The sequence below is a fragment of the Bacteroides sp. An51A genome (genome assembly GCF_002161565.1).
Taxonomy (GTDB): Bacteria; Bacteroidota; Bacteroidia; order Bacteroidales; family Bacteroidaceae; genus Phocaeicola; species Phocaeicola intestinalis.
Genome location: NZ_NFIC01000001.1, coordinates 386,117 through 408,999, shown reverse-complemented (window position 1 = coordinate 408,999; position 22,883 = coordinate 386,117). Strand labels below are relative to the sequence as shown.

Genomic DNA, 22,883 nt, shown 5'->3' with positions numbered 1-22,883 from the left:
AATTGAACAACCAAAGCCAATGATGGAATGAAATTTGTATATTATATAGTCTTTGCCTCGTGGTACGTGCTTTCGTTGCTCCCTTTGAGGGTGCTGTATGTCGTGTCTGATATTTTGTATCTGCCCTTGTTTTATTGTATCCGCTACCGGAGGCACATTGTCCACCGCAACCTGAAGGCGTCGTTTCCGGAGAAGAGTGAGCCGGAAATTCTCCGTATTGAAAAGCAGTTCTATCATTTCTTCTGCGATTATGTGGTAGAAACCATTAAGTTGTTTTCTATATCGAAGAAAGAGATGATGCGGCGGATGTCTTTTTCGGGACTCGACCGGGTGCAAGAGGAACTGGAACGGGAACAAAAGAAGTATTGTTTCATATATTTAGGGCATTATTGCAACTGGGAGTACGTGGCCTCCATGCAATACTGGCTTCCGGATATACATTGCGGACAGATTTACCATCCGCTTTATAACAAAGCGTTCGACCAACTGTTCTTACGGCTCCGCGGGCAGTTCGGGGGCGACAATATTCCGATGAAAGAAACCTTGCGCCGTATTATCAAATTAGGGAAGGGAGAAAAGAAAGTGATGATAGGGTTTATAGCCGATCAGGCACCTAGTTGGTGGGCTATGGAACATTGGACGACGTTTCTGAATCATGATACTGCTTTCTTTATGGGTACGGAACGTATCGGCAGGAAGCTGGATGCTGCTGTTTATTATCTGGATATCCGTAGGGTGAAGCGTGGCTATTATCATGCTGAGCTGAAACTTCTGACCCTGCATCCCAACGACTTGCCGCAATACCGCCTGACAGATATGTATTCCGAGTGTTTGGAAAAGCAGATTAAGGAAGCTCCTGCCTATTGGCTCTGGAGCCACAACCGCTGGAAACGTACGAAAGAGGAATGGCTGAAAGGTAATTGGAAATAAAAGAAAAGACTATGGTTCCTAAAATCATTCATTTGTGCTGGTTCGGAGACAGGGCATATCCGCTGGAAGTGAAAGTATGTATTGCCAGTTGGAAACGGTTGCTCCCTGATTATCAGATACGGGTATGGACGTATGAAGATGCCCGGGCTATCGGATGCCGTTTTATCGACCAGGCACTTTCGATGAAAAAATGGGCTTTTGCCGCAGATGGCGTACGCTTTTACGCGGTGTATCACGAAGGGGGGGTGTACATGGATAGCGATATCTTCTTGCGTAAGCGTTTCGACCGCTTTGTGCCCAAAGAAGGGGAGGGATGTACCACCTTCAATGAATGTTGGATGGAGCAACCGGATGACTTCGGGCTGCAGGCGGCATTCTTTATAGGCGAAAAAGGGAACAGCTTCTGCAAGGAAGTGTTCGAATATTACCGTACGCATGATTTTGTACATCCCGATGGTTCGTTCGACCAGACCATTTCGCCGATGATTATGAAAGAAATAGCTATGAAGCGTGGTTATGTATGCAGGGAAGAGGAGCAACATCTGGAAGGGCTGACCGTGTATCCTACGTTTTGGCTTTCGCCTTGCAACCATTATAATCACAGTCCGGAGGCTTTCGGAGTACATCGTTTGTACGGAAGTTGGCGGACACATAAGCTGGGACGCAAGATGGAACGTGCCGTCAAGCATATATGTAACGCAATAAGATATTATTTGTTTAAACGATGAAAGAAATGAAACGTATTCAAGGTCATTACGTATGGATATTGGCTGTGGTGTGTATCTGTTCGCTTTTCTTGTTTATCGGAGAGGCGTTTTTCAATACACGTGGTGAGCCACGTGAGGCAGTAGTGGCGCTTTCGATGTTGAAGGAAGGAAATTGGATTCTTCCCATAAACAATGGGGTGGAGCTGGCTTTCAAGCCACCTTTGTTCCACTGGATGATTGCTGCATTTTCTACCGTGACCGGAGCGGTGACCGAATATACTTCCCGTATGCCTTCGGCATTGGCACTTGCCGTGATGGTGCTTGCCGGGTACGGGTTTTATGCCCGGCGCAGAGGGGCGGAAGTGGCTTTTCTGATGGGACTGCTCACGCTTACTAACTTTGAGATGCACCGTGCCGGTACGAATTGTCGGGTGGACATGGTGCTTTCAGCACTGATGGTGCTGGCACTTTACCAGTTATACCGGTGGGGCGAAAAACGGTTGAAAGGAGTGCCCTGGCTGGGTGTGCTCTGTCTGAGTGGAGCTTTCCTCACAAAAGGACCGGTAGGTGTGTTGTTGCCCTGCCTGGTGGTGGCGGTGTTCTTGTGGATAAGGGGAATGAATTTCTGGCGCATCTTCTTTTCTTTTTTGGGCATTGTGTTGCTTTCGTGCGTGCTTCCGGCATGCTGGTATGTGGCTGCTTACCGGCAGGGAGGCGACCGCTTTCTTCAGTTGGTATTGGAAGAGAATGTGTTGCGCTTTTTGGGAAAGATGTCGTATGATTCGCATGTCAATCCGTGGTATTATAATTTCATTACTGTCTTTGCGGGTTATGTGCCTTACACGTTGCTGGTACTGATATCTTTGTTCTGTTTGCGTTACAGGCGCATTCAGGCAAAACCTGCCGGATGGTGGGCGCGTCTTAAGACGTATGTCCGTAATATGGACGATGCACGCCTGTTTTCGTTGCTCAGCATTGCGATTATCTTTGTGTTCTATTGTATACCGAAGAGCAAGCGCAGTGTGTATCTGTTGCCCATTTATCCGTTCATAGCCTATTTCCTTGCCGAATACATGATTTATCTGGTGCGTCATCATCGCCGTGTTCTTGTGTCATTCGGAGGTATTATGGGCGGTTTGTCTATTTTGTTGTTTCTGGTATTTGTGGCGGTACGTTGCGGTATGGTGCCCGATACGGTATTTTCGGGTAAGCATGCGGCAGAGAATATTGCCTTTATGCATGCCTTGGAGCAGACTTCTATCGGGTTGAAATGGATTGTTCTGTTGTTGCCACTGGTGGCGGTAGGTATTTTCTTCCGGGTGAGGAAGAAGAGTGGATGGACTTTGCTGTATGCCACAGTGGGCATTGTTTTCACCCTCTTTTTTGCCTTGGACGGTTTTTACCAGCCTACGGTGCTGAATGTGAAGTCGGACAAGCCTGTTGCCGACCATATTGCAACCGTTGTGCCGCAGGGTAGGTTGTATTCGTATCGCACGGATGTGTATACCGCCAATCGTACCCATCCGTTTACCATCAATTTTTATTTGGGCGACCGTATCGTGCCTTTTGATGTGTTTTTGCCCGATGCGGGTTATCTGGTGGTAGGTGAATCGGATGTGGAAGCTTTCCGCGAGGCTTATCCGGCATACGAAATCAGGCAGGTGTACGACAGTCGCCACCGGAGTTGTGATGACCATAAGGTAGTACAACTGTATCAGTTCAGGAAGGTTGGTCAATGAAGCAAAGGCATTTATATGGTGAAATTTTCCGCTTCGGGATAGTAGGTGTAGGGGCTACGGCGTTGCATTATGGCATCTATTACCTGTTACAGCGGTTTATCAATGTCAATGTGGCATATACTGTGGGGTATGTGCTGTCGTTTGTTGCCAATTTCTATGCTACGGCTTATTTCACTTTTGCCTCGGTGCCTTCGTGGAAGAAGCTGTTCGGGATGGGGGTGGCACACGGCGTCAATTACTTGCTTCACATCGTGTTGCTGAATATTTTTCTGTATGTTGGCATTTCGAAGGCATGGGCACCATTACCTGTGTTTGCTATTGCCATACCGGTCAATTTTCTGTTAGTTCGATTTGTTTTCAAACATAAAAGATAATGCTATGAAGTTTGTGATAATCGTTCCTTGTTACAATGAGGAGGCAGTATTGCCCGAAACTACTTACCAGCTTTCACGCGTGCTCGACGGTTTATTAGAGCGTGGGGTCATCGGGCATGGGATGATTCTGTACGTAGATGACGGGAGTAAGGATGCTACGTGGGGGCTGATACAGAAGTATGCCGAAGAGAATCCGTATGTGGAAGGATTGAAGCTGGCTCACAATATGGGACATCAGCATGCCTTGTGGGCAGGGCTGGAATGGGCATCGGCACATGCCGATGCTGCCGTGTCTATAGATGCCGACCTGCAAGACGATGTAGAAGCCATCGGCACAATGGTGGATTATTATAATAAAGGTATAGATATCGTGTACGGTGTGCGTCGCGAGCGGAAAACCGATACGTTCTTCAAAAAGCATACGGCTTTGGCTTTCTATCGGCTGATGCGTGGATTGGGAGGTGACATCGTTTATAATCATGCCGATTTTCGTCTGATGAGCCGGCGTACCTTACAGGCATTGGTATCGTTTCCGGAGCGTAATTTGTTTTTGCGGGGTATGGTTTCATCACTGGGCTTTCCTTCGGCATTGGTTTATTACGACCGCAAGGAGCGTTTTGCCGGAGAGTCGAAGTATCCGTTGAAGAAAATGATTAGTTTTGCACTCGATGGCATTACGTCTTTCTCGGTGCGTCCGTTGCGTTACATCACTTATCTGGGATTGTTTTTTATGCTGATAGCCATACTTGCCATTTTTTACGGACTCTGCTCGTATGCCGAAGGCAGTGCCTTGCCCGGCTGGACTTCTCTTCTGGTATCGGTGTGGTTCATCGGTGGAGCTATTCTGTTGGCGTGCGGTATCATAGGCGAATATGTGGGCAAGATATACAAAGAAGTAAAACAACGTCCGCGTTATTTCATCGAGCATACCACGTTTAAATCAAATGAAACACAGCTTAACGCAGGTGTACGTGGATAATGTCTTTATCGTGTGGTATATGCTTTGTTCTGGCTACACTGTTAATATTGTAAAAATGTAGCTCCTGTAGTTAAACATTTGTTTGTTGTCAGACTCTAAAAAGAAAACTTTAATCTATTTGTATTGTGAAGAACAGCAAGAAACATATACTTTGGGCGGCAGGTCTTGTACTGGCATCTTTTTCCCAGGCACAAGACCTGACGTTGAATGACAGTTGTTATTTTGAGCGGCAAGGAGTCAACGTATTGGTATTCAGCAATAGTTTTAATGGTGGTTTCAACGATGAGAAAAATTCAGGCATTGAGATTATCCAGCATGGCATTCGCGCCATTCAAGGGGGGGCTGTCCGCTTGAATAATACTCCCGAGCAATGGGACTTGGTGCCAAAGATGACTTTTCGGAAGGTGGACCGTGAGCAAGGAAGCATTGAAGTAGGCTTGCGCTACGATGACTATGATTTTGATAGCCGGATTGTGGTTACAGCCAAAGGTGAAGCGGTAGAGATAGCTGTATGGCTTGATAAGCCTGTGCCCGAAAAGCTTGTGGGCAATGCGGGGTTGAACCTGGAGTTTCTTCCGTCAAGATATTGGCTGAAGACATTTACGATGGATGGCCGTTTGAATCGGTTCCCGCGTTATGCTACCAGCCAGACTGTTGCCCGCCCCAATAGCGAGAAACCTCGGCAGTTTAAAGGATTCAAGACTTATGATGACCGCGGTACAGGATGTTTCGTAGACCCTCTTCCTATTGAGACGGGGCACAGCATTACAATGGCAATGGATGACCCGGAACGTATGATTCGCATTCACAGCAACGATGCCGAACTAAAGCTATACGACGGACGCATGTTGGCGCAGAATGGCTGGTTTGTGCTTCGTAGTATATTGCCGGGAGGGAAGACGGGTAAAGTGGTAAGCTGGATGGTAGAGCCTCATGCCGTTGAAGGATGGATTCGAAAGCCTAATATCGGATTTTGCCAGGTAGGTTATACACCCGGGCAGCCGAAAGTAAGTGTCATCGAATTAGATAAGAATGACTCGCCGAAAGCAACCGCTTCGTTGATGCGTATCAATGAGGACGGAACTGTCTCGAAAGCTTATGAAGGGAAGGTAGATGCGTGGGGACCTTATTATAAATACAACTATGTAAAGTTCGATTTTTCGGATGTGAAGGCTCCGGGTATTTACTATATCCAGTATGATACAGTGAAAACAAACAATTTTTTGATTGACCCGCATGTGTACGATAAGATAACCGATGCCACTACCGATGTGTGGGTGCCTATTCACATGAACCATATGTTTGTGAATGAGGCCTATCGGGTATGGCATGGGGAGCCGTTCAAGGAAGGTTATTTGCAGGCACCTCCCAGTGATCATTTCGATATACACTATCAAGGGCCTACAACCGACACCAAGTACAAGCCGTTGGAACTTATTCCGGGTTTGAATGTCGGTGGGTTCTTTGATGCAGGAGATTTCGATATCGAGACAGGGGCGAACATCAATGTGGTAGAAAACTTGATTCGTGCATGGGAGCTTTTCAAGCCATCGCGTGATGAAACCTTTGTGAGCGAAAAACAACGTTATGTCGATTTGCATCGTCCCGATGGCACTCCTGATGTCTTGCAGTACATCGAACACGGTGTATTGAATCTGGTAGCGCAGGCAGAGCAGATAGGACACATGGCTTCTACGCTTTCCAATTCGGTACTTGATAATTATCATCATTTGGGAGATGCCGCATCCATTACTGACGGATTGCATTATGATCCCTCACTCAAGCCTTATGAAGTATCTGCGGATGGGAAGCGGAGCGGCACGCCCGATGATATGTGGGCTTTTACTACACGTAATCCCCGGCTTGATATGCGTGCTGCGACCATGTTTGCCGCAGCAGCCCATGCCTTAGAAGGGCATAATGATAGTTTGGCTGCACGGGCACTGAAGCAATCGAAGCGTCTGATGAAGGAAGCCGAAGAGCTTTTGAGCCAGCGTACCGAATCCAAGCGGAACAATGCGCGTACAGGACTGGGTGGCATAGCTGCTACCAATTTGCAGCTTTATATCGCTACTCAGGAAAAGGAATATTTGGATGTATTTGAAAAAGAGATATGGAAGGAATTAGACCGGAACTTGAGGTTCAGTCTTCAGACAGCCCTTGATGCTATTCCTTATATGAATGAAGATTATCGCAAGCAGTTACGTCCTTATGTAGAGCAATATGCAACGTATATTCAAGATTTCGATCGGCAGAATCCGTATGGTGTGCCTATCGGTACAGGCAACTGGGCGGGAATCGGTCCGTTGCTTAGCTTTGGGACTACCGTATGCTTTGCACATCTTTATTATCCCGACATCGTGGCGAAAGATGAAGTATACCGGACGGCTAATTGGCTCTTCGGTTGTCATCCTTACCATAATTATTCATTTGTTGCCGCAGTAGGAGCTGCCCGTCCGAAGTTGGTCTTTTATGGAAATAATCGTGCCGACTTCTCATTCATACCAGGCAATGTAGCTCCCGGAGTGCTTTTCCGTAAGCCCGACCATTTTGAGAACTTTGATGATTGGCCCTTCCTGTGGGGGCAGAATGAGGGGACTATTGCTGGCAACACGCAATACATTATCTTTGGCTTGGCTTTCAAGCATATTGTTGAGGAGAAAAAATAAAAAATCTGTCTTGAAAGTAGATTGTATAGAGGTGTAGTATTCATGATAATCAATGCAAAGACGCGAAAGTGCTGTGACTTGTAAAATCATAGCGCTTTCGCACCTTTGCATTGATTAAAATATAGAGTATCAATTATTTTTGTTCGCACGTTTGCGTTCGGTCTCGTCGAGGATGATTTTACGCATACGCATGCTTTTGGGGGTTACTTCCACGTATTCGTCTTCCTTGATGTATTCCAGTGCTTCTTCCAGCGAGAATACCACCGGTGGAATGATGCGTGCCTTGTCGTCCGAACCCGATGCACGCATGTTGGTCAGCTTTTTCGATTTCGTGACATTTACCACCAGGTCGTTTTCGTGTACGTGTTCGCCTACTACTTGTCCGGCATATACTTCTTCCTGCGGATAGATGAAGAAGCGGCCGCGGTCTTGCAGCTTGTCAATGGCATACGCGAAGGCAGTCCCGCTCTCCATGGCAATCATCGATCCGTTGGTACGGCGGGGAATATCTCCCTTGTAGGGTTGGTATTCCTTGAATCGGTGTGCCATGATGGCTTCTCCTTGCGATGCAGTCAATACGTTGGTACGCAATCCGATAATACCGCGCGATGGCATATCAAACTCGATGTTCACACGGTCGCCTTGCGTTTCCATCGAAACCATTTCACCTTTACGGCGGGTCACCATGTCAATCATCTTGCTGGCAAATTCTTCGGGAACGCTGATGGTAAGTTCTTCAATCGGTTCGCAACGTACCCCGTCTATCTCTTTGTAAATAACCTGTGGCTGGCCTACCTGCAACTCGTAGCCTTCGCGGCGCATGGTTTCAATCAGTACTGAAAGGTGCAGCACACCACGTCCCGATACAATCCATTTGCCGTCTTCATTCTCGGTCTTGCGGACGCGCAGGGCAAGGTTCTTGTCCAACTCTTTCATCAGGCGGTCTTGTATGTGGCGAGAAGTCACATATTTGCCTTCTTTCCCGAAGAAAGGAGAGTCGTTGATGGTAAACAACATGCTCATCGTAGGCTCATCGATGGCAATAGGGGGCAGTGGCTCCGGATTTTCGAAGTCGCAGATGGTATCACCGATTTCGAATCCTTCTATGCCGATGATAGCACAGATGTCACCCGATGAGACCGATTGCACTTTCTTGCGTCCCAGTCCTTCAAATGTATGCACTTCCTTGATTTTCGATTTCAGCATCTGTCCGTCACGTTTTGCCAGCGTGATGTTCATGCCTTCGCTGATAGTTCCGCGATGCACGCGTCCTACGGCGATACGCCCTGTGTATGAAGAATAGTCGAGCGAGGTGATGAGCATCTGTGGTGTGCCTTCCAGTTGCTTGGGGGCTGGGATATATTTTACGATGGCATCCAGTAGCGGTTCGATGGTACCGGTAGGCGTTTTCCAGTCTTCACCCATCCAGTTGTTTTTTGCCGAGCCATAGAGCACGGGGAAATCCAGCTGGTCTTCTGTTGCGTTGAGGCTGAACATCAGGTCGAACACCATTTCGTATACTTCTTCAGGACGGCAATTCGGTTTGTCCACCTTGTTCACTACTACGATGGGTTTCAATCCGATTTGCAATGCCTTTTGCAGCACGAAGCGTGTCTGCGGCATCGGGCCTTCGAAAGCGTCTACCAGCAGGATACATCCGTCTGCCATATTCAATACACGTTCCACTTCACCACCGAAATCGGCGTGTCCCGGCGTATCGATGATATTGATTTTCGTACCCTTATAGTTGATAGATACATTCTTCGAAAGGATGGTTATCCCTCTTTCACGTTCCAAGTCGTTGTTGTCCAGCACCAGTTCGCCATTGGTCTGGTCGTTGCGGAACAGGTGTCCCGCCAGCATCATCTTGTCTACCAGCGTCGTCTTTCCATGGTCGACGTGGGCAATGATGGCAATGTTTCTAATGTCTTGCATACTATACCTATTATTTGGGTGCAAAGTTACTATTTTTCCGCAAATTATTCGAATCAATTCAAGTGTATTTGTTAAGTTTATATTTTGTATTTTTATGATTGGAGGATTAAATTTGCTCTGTTTGTATTGTTAATTTGCTCTGCAAGAATAATTATGGATATTAGCTTACCTCAAATAGATTTTATATCTTTGTGCTGTAAGTTATAATTATACTGAATATGCATAGTAAAACATATACATCTGCAAAACCTTTTGTGAAGTGGGTAGGTGGAAAGACACAACTTCTGGAAGATATAAGACGTTCTTTACCATCGGACTTTTCACAAAAGAAGGACATCGTTTATGTAGAACCTTTTGTGGGAGGAGGTGCCGTGTTATTTGGATAATACATTAACTTCCTAACCTAATATAATCAATGACATAAATTTTAATCCAATACATTCTTATGAAACAGTATGAGGCTGTTATTGAAACACTAAAGCGTTTAGGAGGAATTGCGACCCTTGGACAACTTTATCAAGAGGTTTTTAAAATAGAAGACTGCCAATGGAATACTAAAACACCATTTGCAAGTATAAGAAGAATAGTACAGGAACGTAAAGAAATATACAAGATAAAGCCGGGATTATGGGCTTTAATCTCCTGTCAAAAGGAACTTGAAGCTAATGGTTTTATTGTCGAAAATGAACATAATACAGACTCGACAATAATGAAAGATTTTAATCATTCGTATTATCAAGGTCTCTTGTTAGAAATCGGTAATTGCCGAAAGTTTTTTACGTATGTGCCTGAACAAGATAAGAATAAAAAATATGCAAGTGGTACATTAAAAGATATCCGTACACTTAATGCTATACCTCATTTCTCTTTTCCGGAATTAGTTCATAGAAGTTCAACCATAGATGTTATTTGGTTTAATGAACGAAAAATGCCATGTGCTTTTTTTGAAGTGGAACATTCTACAGATATACAAAACTCTCTTCTTAAATTTTTTGATTTACAAGATTTTTATAGTAAGATGTTCATTGTGGCTGATAATAAACGCATGAATGAGTTTGATAAGAAATTACACTATGGAGCATTCAAAGAATTGGTTAATAATAAAAGGGTAAAGTTTTTAAGTTATGATGCATTAAATAAACTATATAATCAGACCATTGAGAACCAGAAAAATCCAATCTTTATATAGATCACTTTTTAACATGATGTAAAATCAATAAATTCGCAAATGCCTGAAATATAGAATTAAAGCACCTACTCCAAATGATCTTTTCTGATCAAAAGAGTTATATAAAGATCTTTTGTCCTCTATGAATGTTTTTTGATATTCTTTTGTATTCCAAATATGAATATATAATGGAATACAACTTTGAAATAACAGAAACATTATCAAAGCAAATAGCCGTCCAATCTTCATCCGTAGAAGAAGCGTATAGGATTGTAAAAGGCTTATATGAGAATGAGAAGATTATACTCGATGCTTCTGATTTTATAGAGGTAGATATTTGTGAAAGGAATGATCCTTCAATAGATTATTTTCCTTCTTCAAATAGCCTCATATCTCCTTATTTCCGTTCCCCTGACCGCACCTTCACCCTCCTCCACGGCGATTGCATCGAACTGTTGAAGCAATTCAGTTTCAAGTTCGACATGATATTTGCCGACCCGCCTTACTTCCTTAGCAATGGAGGTATAAGTGTGCAAAGCGGTAAGGTGGTCTGTGTGGACAAGGGCGAATGGGACAAGGGCGGAACGCCGGAATACATGGATGCATTCAACAGGGCATGGATAAACGAGTGCCGGCAGAAGTTGAAAGACAATGGTACGATATGGGTCAGTGGCACATACCATAATATTTTTTCTATCGCCAATATTCTGACGGAGCAAGGCTTCAAAATTCTAAACGTAATCACTTGGGCAAAAACGAATCCTCCTCCTAATATTTCATGCCGTTATTTTACTCATTCAACGGAGTTTATCATTTGGGCACGTAAGTCGGCAAAAGTACCTCACTGTTATAACTATGATGTAATGAAACAAATTAACAGCGGCAAGCAAATGACAGACGTATGGCATTTGCCAGCCATTGCCCGATGGGAAAAGACATGTGGCAAACATCCGACTCAGAAACCGTTGGCAGTGTTGTCGCGTATTGTTCTGGCATCTACCCACAGCGGCGCATGGATTCTAGACCCTTTTACCGGTAGCAGTACCACTGGCATCGCTGCCAATCTTCTTGGAAGACGTTTCTTGGGTATTGACAAAGAGAAAGAATATTTAATTCTTAGCCAAAATCGAAAAAGAGAAATCGAGCAAATATCTGTACTTATGCAATTCCGCAAAAAGATTAAAGACATCGCCCTTTTGGACAGCATCGGCATTACATCTGTCGGTGAAGATGATACGTGTTATGGTGATTTGCCTTTTTAATTGCGGAAGTACAAATTTTGCATCATTTATTAGGAGACTTTTTGTTGGTTTATGTTTTGTATTTTTATAGCTGTAGGATTAAATTGTTTTGTATAGCATCTTCTTTGGAAGATATTTTGCAAAAGTGTTTGTTGGATGAAAGATTATTCCTATCTTTGCACCCGCAAATAGAATTTATATTATATAAACAAAACAGTCAAAATTATGTATTTAGACGCAGCTAAAAAGCAAGAAATCTTTGAAAAGTACGGAAAGTCTAACACTGATACTGGATCGCCCGAATCTCAGATTGCATTGTTTTCATACCGTATTTCTCACCTGACAGAGCACTTGAAGCTCCACAGAAAAGATTATACAACTGAAAGATCTTTGACCAAGCTGGTAGGTAAGCGTCGTGCATTGCTCGACTACTTGAAGCGTAACGACATCGAAAGATATCGTAACATCGTGAAAGAGCTTGGTCTGCGTAAGTAAGGCTTTACTTAGAGCGAACGAAACAAAGAAGAGTGCCGTTTGTCCGAGGAGGATAGACGGCACTCTTCTTTGTTTGGGAGTCTCACTATGCACAATATAGGCCCTCTGCGAACGAAGATATACTTCATCGGCAGTTTAATATATACTGCAACCGCCAACGAAGATATACTTCATCAGCCAACGAAGTATATCTTCATTTTCAATGGGGTCGGGTTGGCAAATCTAAAGGACATTCAAATATTGAATTTTAGAATGAAATGGAACGCTTTTTTCCTGAAGTAAACAGGCTTTTTATTATTGAGGGAAGTAATGCAACGGCATTATAGAAGGTAAATGACTCTGTTTTTTCGGCAAAGAATGAGTTTGTTTCAAAAATGAAATCAACTTTCATTTTGAGGCAGACTCACATTCTTTCATTATATTTATGCGAATCAGGAGTCAAACGTAGTTATTTCCCAAGAGTTATCACTTCGTTCAGAAGTTAAAGGCCAATAGCCTTGCTTCTGAAAGCGGTACAAAAGGTCTTGGTATCTAACTCCCAGCCCACCAAGCGGGCGATAACTCCTTATAACCCCTTTTTAACTCCTGATTCGCATTATTTACTTCTTATTCTATTAGCAAATCATCCTGCCCAGTTTTCCCGGTCCAGATTGCGGTAGCTGATGGCTTCGGCAAGGTGGCGAGGGAGGATAGCTTCGCTTCCGTCTAAATCGGCAATGGTGCGGGAGACTTTCAATATGCGGTCGTAGGCACGGGCAGAGAGGTTGAAGCGTTCCATGGCGGTGCGCAGGAGATTCATGCCGTGTGTGTCGGGTTGGGCATATTGGTGGAGCAGGCGAGAGGTCATCTGTGCATTGCAATGAATGCCAGGAAGGTCGGCAAAACGCTTTGCCTGTATCTGCCGGGCACGTATCACACGTTCGCGGATGGCGGCACTCGATTCGCCTTTCTCCCGTTCGGCAAGCTTCTCGAACGGTACGGGGACGATTTCTACCTGAATATCAATGCGGTCGAGCAGTGGGCCGGAGATGCGGTTCAAGTACTTCTGCACCTGTCCGGGTGTGCAGACACAATGACGTGTGGGATGGTTGTAATAGCCGCACGGACAGGGATTCATAGAAGCTATCAGGGTGAAGCTGGCAGGATAATCCAAGGTGTATTTGGCACGTGAGATGGTGATGCGCCGGTCTTCCAGCGGCTGGCGGAGTACTTCGAGTACACTTCGGTTGAACTCCGGAAGCTCGTCGAGGAACAATACGCCGTTGTGTGCCAGGCTGATTTCACCCGGCTGGGGATTGGTGCCTCCGCCTACCATGGCGACTTGCGAAATGGTGTGGTGTGGGCTGCGGAACGGGCGGACAGCGATAAGTGACGAGTCTTTTCCCAACTTGCCTGCTACAGAATGAATCTTGGTAGTTTCTAAACTTTCGGCAAGCGAGAGCGGAGGCAGGATGCTGGGAAGGCATTTCGCCATCATCGACTTGCCGCTTCCTGGTGCTCCTACCATGATAAGGTTATGGCCGCCTGCTGCTGCTACTTCCAGTGCGCGCTTTACATTCTCCTGCCCTTTTACATCGGCAAAGTCGAAAGGAAAGTTCGACTGGCTTCGGTAGAATTTCTCACGGGTGTTGACGACGGTAGGTTCCAGTTCGCGCTTGCCATTGAAGAAGTCGATGACTTCGGTGATGTTTTCCACGCCATATACATTCAGGTTGTTGACCACGGCGGCTTCGCGTGCATTCTGTTTGGGCAGGATGAAGCCTTCGAAACCTTGCTGGCGGGCGCAGATAGCTATGGGAAGGGCACCTTTGATGGACTGCAGGCTTCCGTCCAGGCTCAGTTCGCCGATGATGAGGTAGCGGTCGAACTTGTCGGTAGCTACGGCACCCGTCACTCCCAGTATGCCAAGTGCCAGCGGCAGGTCATACGATGAGCCTTCCTTGCGGATGTCGGCAGGAGCCATGTTGATAACTATCTGGCAGGTAGGAAATTTGTATCCGTTGACTTGCAGGGCGGCAACGATGCGTTCATGGCTTTCTTTTACGGCAGAGTCGGGCAGTCCTACGAGGAAGAACTTGATTCCCCGTGAGCTGTTCACTTCGATAGTGACGATGGTGGCGTCTATTCCTTGTACGGCGGCGCCGAAGAGTTTGATTAGCATTTAAGGTCGTATTTAAGGTTTATTTTTTTGTTGTCAGTTCTTTTATTTTGTCATAGAGCGGCTGGCCGTACAGGCCGGTTGCGAAAATCTTACGGTTGTTTCCTATCAGGATATTGTCGGGAAGGGTGTGGATTTGGTTTTGTTTGACCACAACATTGTCCCAGCCTTTGAAGTCGCAGGTTTCTATCCATTGTTTGGTATCTTCCTTGCATGCATTCAGCCACTTGTCTTTTTCGTAATCCAGTGAAATGTTCAGGACTTTGAATTGTTTTTCAGGGAACTTTTTAACCAAGGTTGCCAGCGAATCGCGTCGGGTTATGCTTTCCGGGTTCCAACTAGCCCAAAAGTTGAGCAGGGTGTAGCTGTCTTTTTCTCCACTCCACGAGATGTATTTCCCTTTTCGGTCTTTGCATGAGAAATAGTTGACGTATCCTTCCGATGTCCGTTTGAGGTCGGACTGGGAAGGCAAAGCCTTCAGTACGATGCTAAGCAAGCGGCTGTCCTTGATGTTTCCTGCCAAAGGGGCGATAAGCTGGTCGATTTTCTCCATATCGGGTTGGGGCACCTGGATGAAGTATCGGTTGATGAGGTAGGCAGAGGCAAACGATGTGGGATGCGTCTGGATAAACTTTTCTACTGTTTGTACAATGGATGTAGAGTCTTTTAGCGGTTGCAGTTCTTTTAATAGAGTTCCGTATGCTCCGTTGTCTCCGCTCCCCTGTATGTCGGGTTGTCCGAATGTGCCTGCCAACTTGACTTCTTGCCCACGGTCTGCAAAAAACGGAATCACTTCTCCTTCTGTGGAAACAAGCCGGAAAATGGTGATGGTGTCTGGAAGGAAAGCATATTCGAACTTGCCTTCTTTCGGGAAAATTGTATCAAGACGTGACACGGGGTCATCGTATATTACGAGGATGGGCTTGTCGGACAAGCCTGTCATTTCGGCGTGTAGCACAAAGCGATTGTCCTTCTTGCAGGCAGAAAGGGAAAGCATGATAAGTGCGACGAGTGGAGCAATTGTCTTCATGGCTCTGTGGATATATATTGATTTGCCTGCGAATGTACATAAATTATTTGAAATAAAAAAGCCGGAATGCGTTTTGCACTCCGGCTTTCATTGAAATCTATCAGATAAGATTATTGGATTTCGTTGGCATATTTAGCAAATTCGCGGTCGTTTTGTGCGCTTGCTTTCAAGTTGGCATCTTTCTGAGCCACTTTAGCCATGCTTGACTTAACCAGGTCGGCATTGTTGGTGCGTGCACCTACGATAGCCATCAGATAGTCAGTGTAAGCATCCGGATTCTTAACTGCCGACAATGTGCTCTTAGCTTTGTTGTAATCCTTAGCCAGGATTTGAGCCAAGGCAGCAGAGTTGGTCTTGGTGTCGCCGAAAGCTTGTACGGCACGGTCGTACTGACCTTGTTTGATGTAGAGGTTACCCAAAGCTTCGTTAGCGGTATTAGCACCAGTAGACTTGCTCAGGTAAGTTTCTGCATCAGCTACGTTGCCTTTGCACAATGCGCACAGACCGAGGTTGGTGTTGACTTCGGCAGCGTTGGCGTCTTTGCTTGCGGCTTGCTTGAAGTAGTTTTCAGCAGCGTTCAGGTCGCCTGCTGCGTATGACATCATACCCAGGTTGTTGTATGCACGGTAATCGTTCGGATATTTTTCGATAGCTCTCTTGTAGATGGCTTCCTTGCGTGCGTTGTCCTGAGTCAGGGTAGCTGCATACAGCAATTCGTCTACGCTGATAGAGTCTTCTTTCGCGTCGAATGCGGCGTTGATTTCTTCATCGCTACGTCCGATAACATCGTAGTTGGCGGTCAGGCGTGCACGGCGCAATTGCGGAAGGATTTCATCTGCCAAGGTCTTGTAAACTGAAGAGATGTTCTTGATTTCAGTTTCACGTTGTTCCGGATCTTGGTACATAGACAAGACGCGCAAGATGAGGTCTTTATCCTGGATGTTTGATTTAGAAACCAGTTCCTGGAAGCCTTCCCAGTCTTGTGCAGTATATTTAGCGTCAACCTGAGTTTCGATTTCGCCTTTCTTCAATTGCTTGTTCAGGTACTTTTCAGTGTTTTCCTGACGGTCTTCAGCCAAACCGGTGTTCAGTTTCACACCACCATCCGGAGATGCGTAAGCAGAGATTTCGATGTTGTTCAACTTGAAGTTTTTCTTGTCGCCGTTTACTGCAACCACTTTCTTGTTGAAATCCTTGATGCCTTCTGACTTCAGTTCGCTTGCGCGGATGTTAGCCTGTTGGATCAAGAACATGATTTGAGCTTCCTGAGCCTGCTTGATGATGCGTTGGAAAGCGTCTGCTGCGTAGGCTGCATTGGCTGATTCAACGGTCGGAAGTTCAGATGTAGCGATTACACCGTCGGCAATCTTTACAGAAGGGATGGTGTATTCTTTCTTTCCTTTCTTGATTTTGAAATCAAGATACAGTTCAGATTTAGCCATTTCCGGAACGTAGTCGAAAGAGGCTTTCATCGTATAAGTACCACCAGCCTTGTAAGATATGGTCTGGTCGTTGCCTTGTACTTTTTCGCCTTGGAACTTGGCGGGTTGGCCTTTGGCTTCGCCACCATCCCATCTCAAGACCGGAGTGACTTCAACGGTCGCATTTTTCTTGAAATACTTTTCAGGGAACTTGCCCGTGATAGTTACAGGCACCTTGCCACCGATAGCTTCCAATACTTCAGGATCAGTTGTGAAATAGCTCGGGTCTAATTCACCCATCTTGCTACATGAAGAGAAAGCAAGAACTAACAATGCCACTAAGGGCAAATACAACTTTTTAATCATGATTTTTACTATTTGGTTTGTTATAAAATATAATCTAGTTGGTTTTTTTACTTCGTTTTTATATTTGGGGCAAAGATAAGAAAAACTCCATTAGCTGTTAACTTTTTGCTCGTTTTTTTTAAACAGATACTAAAAAAAAGATTAAAACGGGGCAAAAGTGCTCACTCGGATTGCTTTTTCTTGTTCCGTGGGTGGTGTTCGATGATTTCTTGCCGCAACATATTGCGGTCGATGTGGGTATAAATCTCGGTGGTGCCGATGCTTTCGTGTCCCAGCATGCACTGGATGGCACGCAGGTTGGCACCGCCTTCGAGCAGATGGGTGGCGAACGAGTGGCGGAAAGTATGGGGACTGATGCTTTTTTTTAGTCCGATTTGGTCTGCCAACTCCTTTATTATATGAAACACCATAATGCGCGAAATGTTCTTGCCTATCCGGCTGATGAAGACAAAATCTTCGTAACCGGGACGGATTTTTGTTTCTTCGCGTTCTACGAAGTAATTCTTCAGCTCGTTGACGGCACGGGGAGAGATGGGTACCAGGCGTTGTTTGTTTCCCTTGCCTTCCACTTTGATAAAGCCTTCGGAAAGGTAGAGGTCGGATAGCCGGAGGTTGCAGAGTTCCGATACGCGAAGTCCGCAGCTGTACAAGGTTTCCAGAATGGCGCGGTTGCGTTGGCCCTCGGGGGTGCCTTGGTCGATGGCTCCGATAAGTGCATCTATTTCTCCCACGGTCAGTATGTCGGGAAGGTGTTTGCCTATCTGTGGTGATTCGAGCAGTTCGCTCGGGTCTTGCCGGATATAGTCGTCGAGGGTAAGAAAGCGGTAGAACGAGCGTATTCCTGAAAGGATGCGGGCTTGCGAACGAGGGTGGATGCCGATATCGTGGAGGCCGGCTGAGAAGTTTTCCAGATCCTGCAAGGTGGCTTCTGTGCAGTCGATGCCCTCCAGAGTGAAGTAGGCGAGGAGTTTGTCGAGGTCGGTGAGGTACGCTTGTATGGTGTTTTCCGACAGAGACTTTTCCAATTTCAGGTATTGTCGGTACTTTGTTATAATCTTCTCGTTGGTTTTCATTTCTTTTTCGTATCTTTGTGCCGGATTTTGCAGCAAAGTTATTAAAAAGTTTACTTCGTGAATATGATGAAGATACAAATAATCAATGGTCCCAATATTAATCTGTTGGGGAAACGCGAACCTTCCATTTATGGTTCGACTTCGTTCGAAGACTATTATCAGACACTTAAAGAGCGTTATCCCGATGTGGAACTCGATTATTTCCAGTCGAACGTGGAGGGCGAGCTAATCAACAAGATTCATGAAGTGGGATTTTCTTCCAACGGAATCATCCTGAATGCCGGAGCTTACACTCATACTTCTATCGCTTTGCAGGATGCTATCCGTTCTGTTACCACTCCGGTCATCGAAGTTCATATTTCGAATGTGCATACCCGGGAAGAGTTCCGGCACAAATCGATGATAGCGTGTGCGTGTAAAGGCGTGATTTGTGGCTTCGGCCTGGATTCGTACCGGCTGGCTCTGGAAGCGCTTCTAGGTACTAGTAGACCAGGTACTAGGAACTAGGTTTTAGATACTGGTTGACTGGATGTTAGGTAAAGCATTTTAGAACCTATTTCCTAGTGTCTGGTCAACTGGTCACCTCAAATATAAACACTAAAAACTTAAAACTATATGATGCTCAAACAAACAAAAATCGTTGCGTCTATTTCAGACTTACGTTGTGATGTCGATTTTATCCGCGACCTGTTTAACGCGGGGATGAATGTGGTGCGTATGAATACTGCCCACGCCAGCCGCGAAGGGTTCGAGACATTAATTAATAATGTGCGCCAAGTATCCAACCGAATCGGTATCCTGATGGATACAAAAGGACCGGAAGTGCGTACAACGGCAAGTGCCGAAGGACACATCGATTTCAAGACCGGCGAACGGGTAACTATCGTCGGCAAACCCGAACAGGAAACGACGCATGAATGCATCGCCGTCAGCTATCCGGGATTTGTAAACGACCTGTCAGTGGGTGCAGATGTACTGATTGATGATGGCGACCTGGAGCTGCGGGTGATAGACAAGAACGAAGATACCTTGTTCTGCGAAGTTTGCAATGATGCTACACTGGGAAACCGCAAGAGCGTGAATGTGCCTGGCGTGCGTATCAATCTGCCTTCGCTCACGGAAAAAGACCGTAATAATATCTTGTATGCCATCGAAAAGGATATCGATTTTATCGCCCACTCTTTTGTGCGCAACAAGCAGGATGTACTTGATATCCGCGAGATACTCGACGCTCATCAGAGTGATATCCAGATTATCGCGAAAATCGAAAATCAGGAGGGTGTGGACAATATCGATGAGATTCTGGAAGTGGCAGACGGGGTGATGGTAGCCCGTGGAGATTTGGGCATCGAAGTGCCGCAGGAGCGCATCCCCGGCATCCAGCGCAAGCTTATCAAAAAATGTATCCTGGCACGCAAACCGGTCATTGTGGCTACCCAGATGCTTCACACGATGATAAACAATCCGCGTCCTACCCGTGCCGAGGTGACCGACATTGCCAATGCCATCTATTACCGCACCGACGCCCTGATGCTGAGTGGCGAAACGGCATACGGCAAATATCCGGTAGAGGCAGTGAAGACCATGGCAAAGATTGCCGCACAGGCGGAAAAAGACAAGATGGAAGAAAACGACATACCTATTCCTTTGACTCCGGACAATACTGATGTGACCAGCTTCCTGGCAAAACAGGCGGTACGTGCCACCACACTGATGCCTATCCGTGCCATCATTACCGACAGCTTCAGTGGACGTACGGCACGCAATCTGGCTGCTTTCCGTGGTAAATATCCTGTGCTTGCCATCTGCTACAAGGAAAAGACAATGCGTCATCTTGCCTTGTCGTATGGAGTGGAGGCTATCTATATGCCCGAAAAGGCAAACGGACAGGAGTATTATTTCACGGCATTGCGTAAGTTGCTGAGCGACGGTGTGCTGACTCCGAAAGAAATGGTAGCATACCTGAGCGGCGGTAAGAAAGGCACGCACACTTCGTTCCTCGAAATCAACCAGGTGGACGATGTGCTGGAAGATACCGAGAACTATGTGTTGCCGAACCGGAACAGATATTTATAATTAGAGGTGACTAGTTAACTAGGTACCAGGTGACTAGGTTTTAGATACTAAGCCAACCTGGCTATTTAAAACCTAGTCAACTAGTACCTTGTCAACTGGTCAACTGAGATATGAAAGAAACCGACGCATTGGATGCATATATCCTCGGACATATTGATGAGGAGAGCGATTACCTGAAGGCGCTCTATCGGGCTACGCATGTCAAGTTGTTGCGTCCCCGTATGGCTTCGGGACACCTGCAGGGGCGGATGCTGAAGATGTTTGTCACAATGATACGTCCACGGCAGGTGCTTGAAATAGGTACGTACAGCGGCTATTCGGCATTGTGTCTGGCAGAGGGACTGGAAGAAGGGGCGATGCTCCATACCTTTGAAATCAATGACGAGCAGGAAGATTTTACCCGTCCGTGGCTGGAAGGTTCGCCCTATGCCGACCGCATCCGCTTCTATATTGGCGATGCCTTGCAGATAGTGCCTACGATGGACATCACGTTCGACCTTGCTTTTGTCGACGGCAACAAGCGGGTCTACATAGATTACTACGAGATGATACTGCCCCGGCTCCGCAAGGGAGGGTATATCATTGCTGATAATACGCTGTGGGACGGACATGTGCTGGAAGAACCCCGGAGTGCTGATGCACAGACCATCGGCATCAAGCGGTTCAATGACCATGTAGCTTCCGACCGGCGTGTGGAAAAAGTTATCCTTCCCTTGCGGGACGGGTTGACGATAATTCGAAAACTATAGGTAGCAGGTACTAGGCATTAGTTGACAGGTATAAATGATAAACCAATGTATTTAAGACCTAGTCATCTAGTACCTGTTAACTAGCCACTTGAAAACATAAACCAAAGAAATATATGGAAACAACCAGACAAAACAAGATAGCCCGGCTGATTCAGAAAGAGCTGAGCGAGATGTTCCAGCAGCAGACGCGGACAATGCACGGCGTGTTGGTATCGGTAAGTGTGGTGCGTATTAGCCCCGATATGAGTTATGCACGTGCTTACCTTAGTGTGTTCCCTTCGGAACGTGCTGAAGAGATAGTGAAAAATATCAATGACAACGTGAAGTCCATCCGCTACGAATTGGGTACCCGTGTGCGTTATCAGCTTCGCATCATCCCCGAACTGAAGTTCTTTGTGGATGACTCGTTAGATTATGCCGCACACATCGACGAGTTGCTGAAGAAATGAATTTCCCCTTCTATATCGCCCGCCGATACCTGTTTTCGAAGAAGTCGCACAATGCCATCAACGTCATTTCCGCCATCTCTGTGTGTGGAGTGGCGCTTGCTACGTTGGCGTTGGTGTGTACCCTGTCGGTATTCAACGGCTTTCAAGATCTTGTGGCATCGTTTTTTACCGCCTTCGACCCTCAATTGCGCATTACAGCAGTGCGCGGTAAGGTGTTCGATGGGGAAGACCCGCGTATCCTTGCTTTGCGGCAGATGCCCGAGGTAGCGGTATGGTCGCGCTCGCTCGAAGACAATGCCATGGTGCAATACCAGGGCAGGCAGGCAATGGCGGTTATCAAGGGTGTGGAAGACAACTTCGATATTCTCACGCCTATCGACAGTATCCTTTACGGACGCGGTGAGCTGACCTTGCACGATGAGGTGGCTCACTATGCCATCCCCGGCATTCAGCTGCTCGCCACATTGGGCAGCAGCATCCGTTTCCTTGACCCTCTGGAGGTGTACGCTCCCAGGCGCGGTGCGAAAGTGAACCTTGCCAATCCTTCTACGGCATTTGTCACCGGTAGCCTGTTTTCTTCCGGACTGGTTTTTTCGGTCAATCAGGAAAAATACGATGCCTCTTACATCCTGACTTCCATCGACTTTGCCCGTAGTCTCTTCCAATACACTACCGAAGTGAGTGCTGTCAATCTCCGCCTTGCTCCCGGTGCCGATACCGAAGCGGTGAAGCGGCAGATTCAGCAGCAGCTAGGTGGTGACTTCCGTGTGGAAGACCGCTATGAGCAGCAGGCGGATACCTACCGCATCATGCGTGTGGAAAAACTTATCTCTTACCTTTTCCTTACATTCATTCTCGTGATAGCTTGCTTTAACATCATCGGTTCGCTCTCAATGCTCATCATTGATAAGCGTGATGACGTGGCAACCTTGCGTAACCTGGGTGCGAGCGACAAGCAGATAGTCCGTATCTTCCTTTTCGAGGGACGGATGATTTCGTTTATTGGCGCATCGGTGGGCGTGGTGCTGGGACTGATACTCTGCTGGGTGCAACAAGCATTCGGGCTGATAAAATTAGGCAGTTCGGGCAGCTTTGTGGTCGATGCTTATCCCGTCAGTGTGGAAGTGACAGATGTGGCAGTGGTCTTTGTCACCGTCCTCGTGGTAGGTTTCCTATCGGTGTGGTATCCCGTGCGTTATCTTAGCAAGCGGTTGCTGAAGTGACAGCTTTTAGTAAGACTTGGTGTGTCGCCTGTGTCATTCCCAAGGAGTGTGTGGGCAATGCATAGTGCAAAAGATAGACAACGGATTGAAAACGAGTTTAA

At 46.3% G+C, this 22,883-nt stretch carries 19 protein-coding genes and 1 pseudogene; 15 read left to right on the top strand and 5 right to left on the bottom strand.

Going from position 1 to position 22,883, the window contains the following annotated elements:
* The first annotated feature begins 27 nt into the window (after positions 1–27).
* The 6 genes from B5G04_RS01605 to B5G04_RS01580 all read left to right on the top strand — a co-directional run bounded on the left by B5G04_RS01605 (position 28) and on the right by B5G04_RS01580 (position 7,398).
* Positions 28–930: a lysophospholipid acyltransferase family protein gene (locus B5G04_RS01605; protein WP_087395370.1), complete on the top strand. Its 903-nt coding sequence runs from the start codon at positions 28–30 to the stop codon at positions 928–930.
* Between the two features lie 11 nt (positions 931–941).
* Positions 942–1,658, top strand: a complete 717-nt coding sequence (locus tag B5G04_RS01600; RefSeq protein WP_087395802.1) for a glycosyltransferase — start codon at positions 942–944, stop codon at positions 1,656–1,658.
* A 5-nt stretch (positions 1,659–1,663) separates the two neighbouring features.
* A complete protein-coding gene (locus tag B5G04_RS01595; protein WP_087395800.1) occupies positions 1,664–3,376 on the top strand; it encodes a glycosyltransferase family 39 protein in 1,713 nt (570 codons plus the stop codon).
* The gene (locus tag B5G04_RS01590; protein ID WP_022038995.1) at positions 3,373–3,750 is read left to right on the top strand and encodes a GtrA family protein; all 378 of its coding nucleotides are present in this window, start codon (positions 3,373–3,375) and stop codon (positions 3,748–3,750) included. Before B5G04_RS01595 ends, B5G04_RS01590 begins: the two co-directional genes overlap by 4 nt.
* Positions 3,751–3,754: 4 nt before the next feature.
* Positions 3,755–4,729 carry a glycosyltransferase family 2 protein gene (locus tag B5G04_RS01585; RefSeq protein ID WP_087395367.1) on the top strand — a complete coding sequence of 325 codons (975 nt, stop codon included), beginning with the start codon at positions 3,755–3,757 and terminating at the stop codon, positions 4,727–4,729.
* A 125-nt stretch (positions 4,730–4,854) separates the two neighbouring features.
* Entirely contained in the window at positions 4,855–7,398 is a 2,544-nt protein-coding gene (locus tag B5G04_RS01580) for a glycoside hydrolase family 9 protein (protein WP_204246984.1), read from the top strand.
* Positions 7,399–7,527: 129 nt separating this feature from the next.
* On the opposite strand, the gene typA is transcribed toward B5G04_RS01580, so the two are convergent.
* Positions 7,528–9,333 carry a translational GTPase TypA gene (gene typA, locus B5G04_RS01575; protein ID WP_022038992.1) on the bottom strand — a complete coding sequence of 602 codons (1,806 nt, stop codon included), beginning with the start codon at positions 9,331–9,333 and terminating at the stop codon, positions 7,528–7,530.
* Positions 9,334–9,551: 218 nt separating this feature from the next.
* Between typA and B5G04_RS01570 the strand changes: the two are divergent.
* From B5G04_RS01570 to rpsO, 4 genes and pseudogenes are all read left to right on the top strand, one after another.
* A pseudogene (locus B5G04_RS01570) lies at positions 9,552–9,713 on the top strand (DNA adenine methylase); the annotation flags it as partial.
* 65 nt (positions 9,714–9,778) lie between these two features.
* On the top strand, positions 9,779–10,522 hold the full coding sequence (locus tag B5G04_RS01565; RefSeq protein WP_087208018.1) for a hypothetical protein: 744 nt from the start codon (positions 9,779–9,781) through the stop codon (positions 10,520–10,522).
* Between the two features lie 167 nt (positions 10,523–10,689).
* Positions 10,690–11,763: a DNA methyltransferase gene (locus B5G04_RS01560; RefSeq protein ID WP_158098035.1), complete on the top strand. Its 1,074-nt coding sequence runs from the start codon at positions 10,690–10,692 to the stop codon at positions 11,761–11,763.
* 204 nt (positions 11,764–11,967) lie between these two features.
* Complete coding sequence (gene rpsO / locus B5G04_RS01555; RefSeq protein WP_022038638.1) at positions 11,968–12,237, top strand: 30S ribosomal protein S15; 270 nt, start codon at positions 11,968–11,970, stop codon at positions 12,235–12,237.
* Between the two features lie 622 nt (positions 12,238–12,859).
* Here the strand turns inward: rpsO and B5G04_RS01545 are convergent.
* The 4 genes from B5G04_RS01545 to xerD all read right to left on the bottom strand — a co-directional run bounded on the left by B5G04_RS01545 (position 12,860) and on the right by xerD (position 18,285).
* A complete protein-coding gene (locus B5G04_RS01545; RefSeq protein WP_087395359.1) occupies positions 12,860–14,398 on the bottom strand; it encodes a YifB family Mg chelatase-like AAA ATPase in 1,539 nt (512 codons plus the stop codon).
* Positions 14,399–14,417: 19 nt separating this feature from the next.
* Positions 14,418–15,425, bottom strand: a complete 1,008-nt coding sequence (locus tag B5G04_RS01540; protein ID WP_087395356.1) for a thioredoxin-like domain-containing protein — start codon at positions 15,423–15,425, stop codon at positions 14,418–14,420.
* Positions 15,426–15,535: 110 nt separating this feature from the next.
* On the bottom strand, positions 15,536–17,212 hold the full coding sequence (locus tag B5G04_RS01535) for a tetratricopeptide repeat protein (RefSeq protein ID WP_022038641.1): 1,677 nt from the start codon (positions 17,210–17,212) through the stop codon (positions 15,536–15,538).
* 161 nt (positions 17,213–17,373) lie between these two features.
* Complete coding sequence (xerD, locus tag B5G04_RS01530) at positions 17,374–18,285, bottom strand: site-specific tyrosine recombinase XerD (RefSeq protein ID WP_087395352.1); 912 nt, start codon at positions 18,283–18,285, stop codon at positions 17,374–17,376.
* Positions 18,286–18,351: 66 nt separating this feature from the next.
* Between xerD and aroQ the strand changes: the two genes are divergently transcribed.
* From aroQ to B5G04_RS01505, 5 genes are all read left to right on the top strand, one after another.
* Entirely contained in the window at positions 18,352–18,792 is a 441-nt protein-coding gene (gene aroQ, locus B5G04_RS01525) for a type II 3-dehydroquinate dehydratase (RefSeq protein ID WP_087250416.1), read from the top strand.
* A gap of 108 nt (positions 18,793–18,900) precedes the next feature.
* Positions 18,901–20,361: a pyruvate kinase gene (gene pyk, locus B5G04_RS01520; RefSeq protein WP_022038644.1), complete on the top strand. Its 1,461-nt coding sequence runs from the start codon at positions 18,901–18,903 to the stop codon at positions 20,359–20,361.
* Between the two features lie 110 nt (positions 20,362–20,471).
* Positions 20,472–21,110: a class I SAM-dependent methyltransferase gene (locus tag B5G04_RS01515; RefSeq protein WP_087210905.1), complete on the top strand. Its 639-nt coding sequence runs from the start codon at positions 20,472–20,474 to the stop codon at positions 21,108–21,110.
* A 113-nt stretch (positions 21,111–21,223) separates the two neighbouring features.
* Positions 21,224–21,559, top strand: a complete 336-nt coding sequence (rbfA, locus tag B5G04_RS01510) for a 30S ribosome-binding factor RbfA (RefSeq protein WP_022038646.1) — start codon at positions 21,224–21,226, stop codon at positions 21,557–21,559.
* A complete protein-coding gene (locus B5G04_RS01505; RefSeq protein WP_022038647.1) occupies positions 21,556–22,782 on the top strand; it encodes an FtsX-like permease family protein in 1,227 nt (408 codons plus the stop codon). Before rbfA ends, B5G04_RS01505 begins: the two co-directional genes overlap by 4 nt.
* The last annotated feature ends 101 nt before the right edge of the window (positions 22,783–22,883 follow it).

What these genes read in the sequence shown, in the direction of transcription:
- B5G04_RS01605 (WP_087395370.1), top strand. Translation starts at nt 28, where the DNA reads ATGAAATTTGTATATTATATAGTCTTTGCCTCGTGGTACGTGCTTTCG.
- B5G04_RS01600 (WP_087395802.1), top strand. Translation starts at nt 942, where the DNA reads ATGGTTCCTAAAATCATTCATTTGTGCTGGTTCGGAGACAGGGCATAT.
- B5G04_RS01595 (WP_087395800.1), top strand. Translation starts at nt 1,664, where the DNA reads ATGAAACGTATTCAAGGTCATTACGTATGGATATTGGCTGTGGTGTGT.
- B5G04_RS01590 (WP_022038995.1), top strand. Translation starts at nt 3,373, where the DNA reads ATGAAGCAAAGGCATTTATATGGTGAAATTTTCCGCTTCGGGATAGTA.
- B5G04_RS01585 (WP_087395367.1), top strand. Translation starts at nt 3,755, where the DNA reads ATGAAGTTTGTGATAATCGTTCCTTGTTACAATGAGGAGGCAGTATTG.
- typA (WP_022038992.1), bottom strand. Translation starts at nt 9,333, where the DNA reads ATGCAAGACATTAGAAACATTGCCATCATTGCCCACGTCGACCATGGA.
- B5G04_RS01565 (WP_087208018.1), top strand. Translation starts at nt 9,779, where the DNA reads ATGAAACAGTATGAGGCTGTTATTGAAACACTAAAGCGTTTAGGAGGA.
- B5G04_RS01560 (WP_158098035.1), top strand. Translation starts at nt 10,690, where the DNA reads ATGGAATACAACTTTGAAATAACAGAAACATTATCAAAGCAAATAGCC.
- rpsO (WP_022038638.1), top strand. Translation starts at nt 11,968, where the DNA reads ATGTATTTAGACGCAGCTAAAAAGCAAGAAATCTTTGAAAAGTACGGA.
- B5G04_RS01545 (WP_087395359.1), bottom strand. Translation starts at nt 14,398, where the DNA reads ATGCTAATCAAACTCTTCGGCGCCGCCGTACAAGGAATAGACGCCACC.
- B5G04_RS01540 (WP_087395356.1), bottom strand. Translation starts at nt 15,425, where the DNA reads ATGAAGACAATTGCTCCACTCGTCGCACTTATCATGCTTTCCCTTTCT.
- B5G04_RS01535 (WP_022038641.1), bottom strand. Translation starts at nt 17,212, where the DNA reads ATGATTAAAAAGTTGTATTTGCCCTTAGTGGCATTGTTAGTTCTTGCT.
- xerD (WP_087395352.1), bottom strand. Translation starts at nt 18,285, where the DNA reads ATGAAAACCAACGAGAAGATTATAACAAAGTACCGACAATACCTGAAA.
- aroQ (WP_087250416.1), top strand. Translation starts at nt 18,352, where the DNA reads ATGAAGATACAAATAATCAATGGTCCCAATATTAATCTGTTGGGGAAA.
- pyk (WP_022038644.1), top strand. Translation starts at nt 18,901, where the DNA reads ATGATGCTCAAACAAACAAAAATCGTTGCGTCTATTTCAGACTTACGT.
- B5G04_RS01515 (WP_087210905.1), top strand. Translation starts at nt 20,472, where the DNA reads ATGAAAGAAACCGACGCATTGGATGCATATATCCTCGGACATATTGAT.
- rbfA (WP_022038646.1), top strand. Translation starts at nt 21,224, where the DNA reads ATGGAAACAACCAGACAAAACAAGATAGCCCGGCTGATTCAGAAAGAG.
- B5G04_RS01505 (WP_022038647.1), top strand. Translation starts at nt 21,556, where the DNA reads ATGAATTTCCCCTTCTATATCGCCCGCCGATACCTGTTTTCGAAGAAG.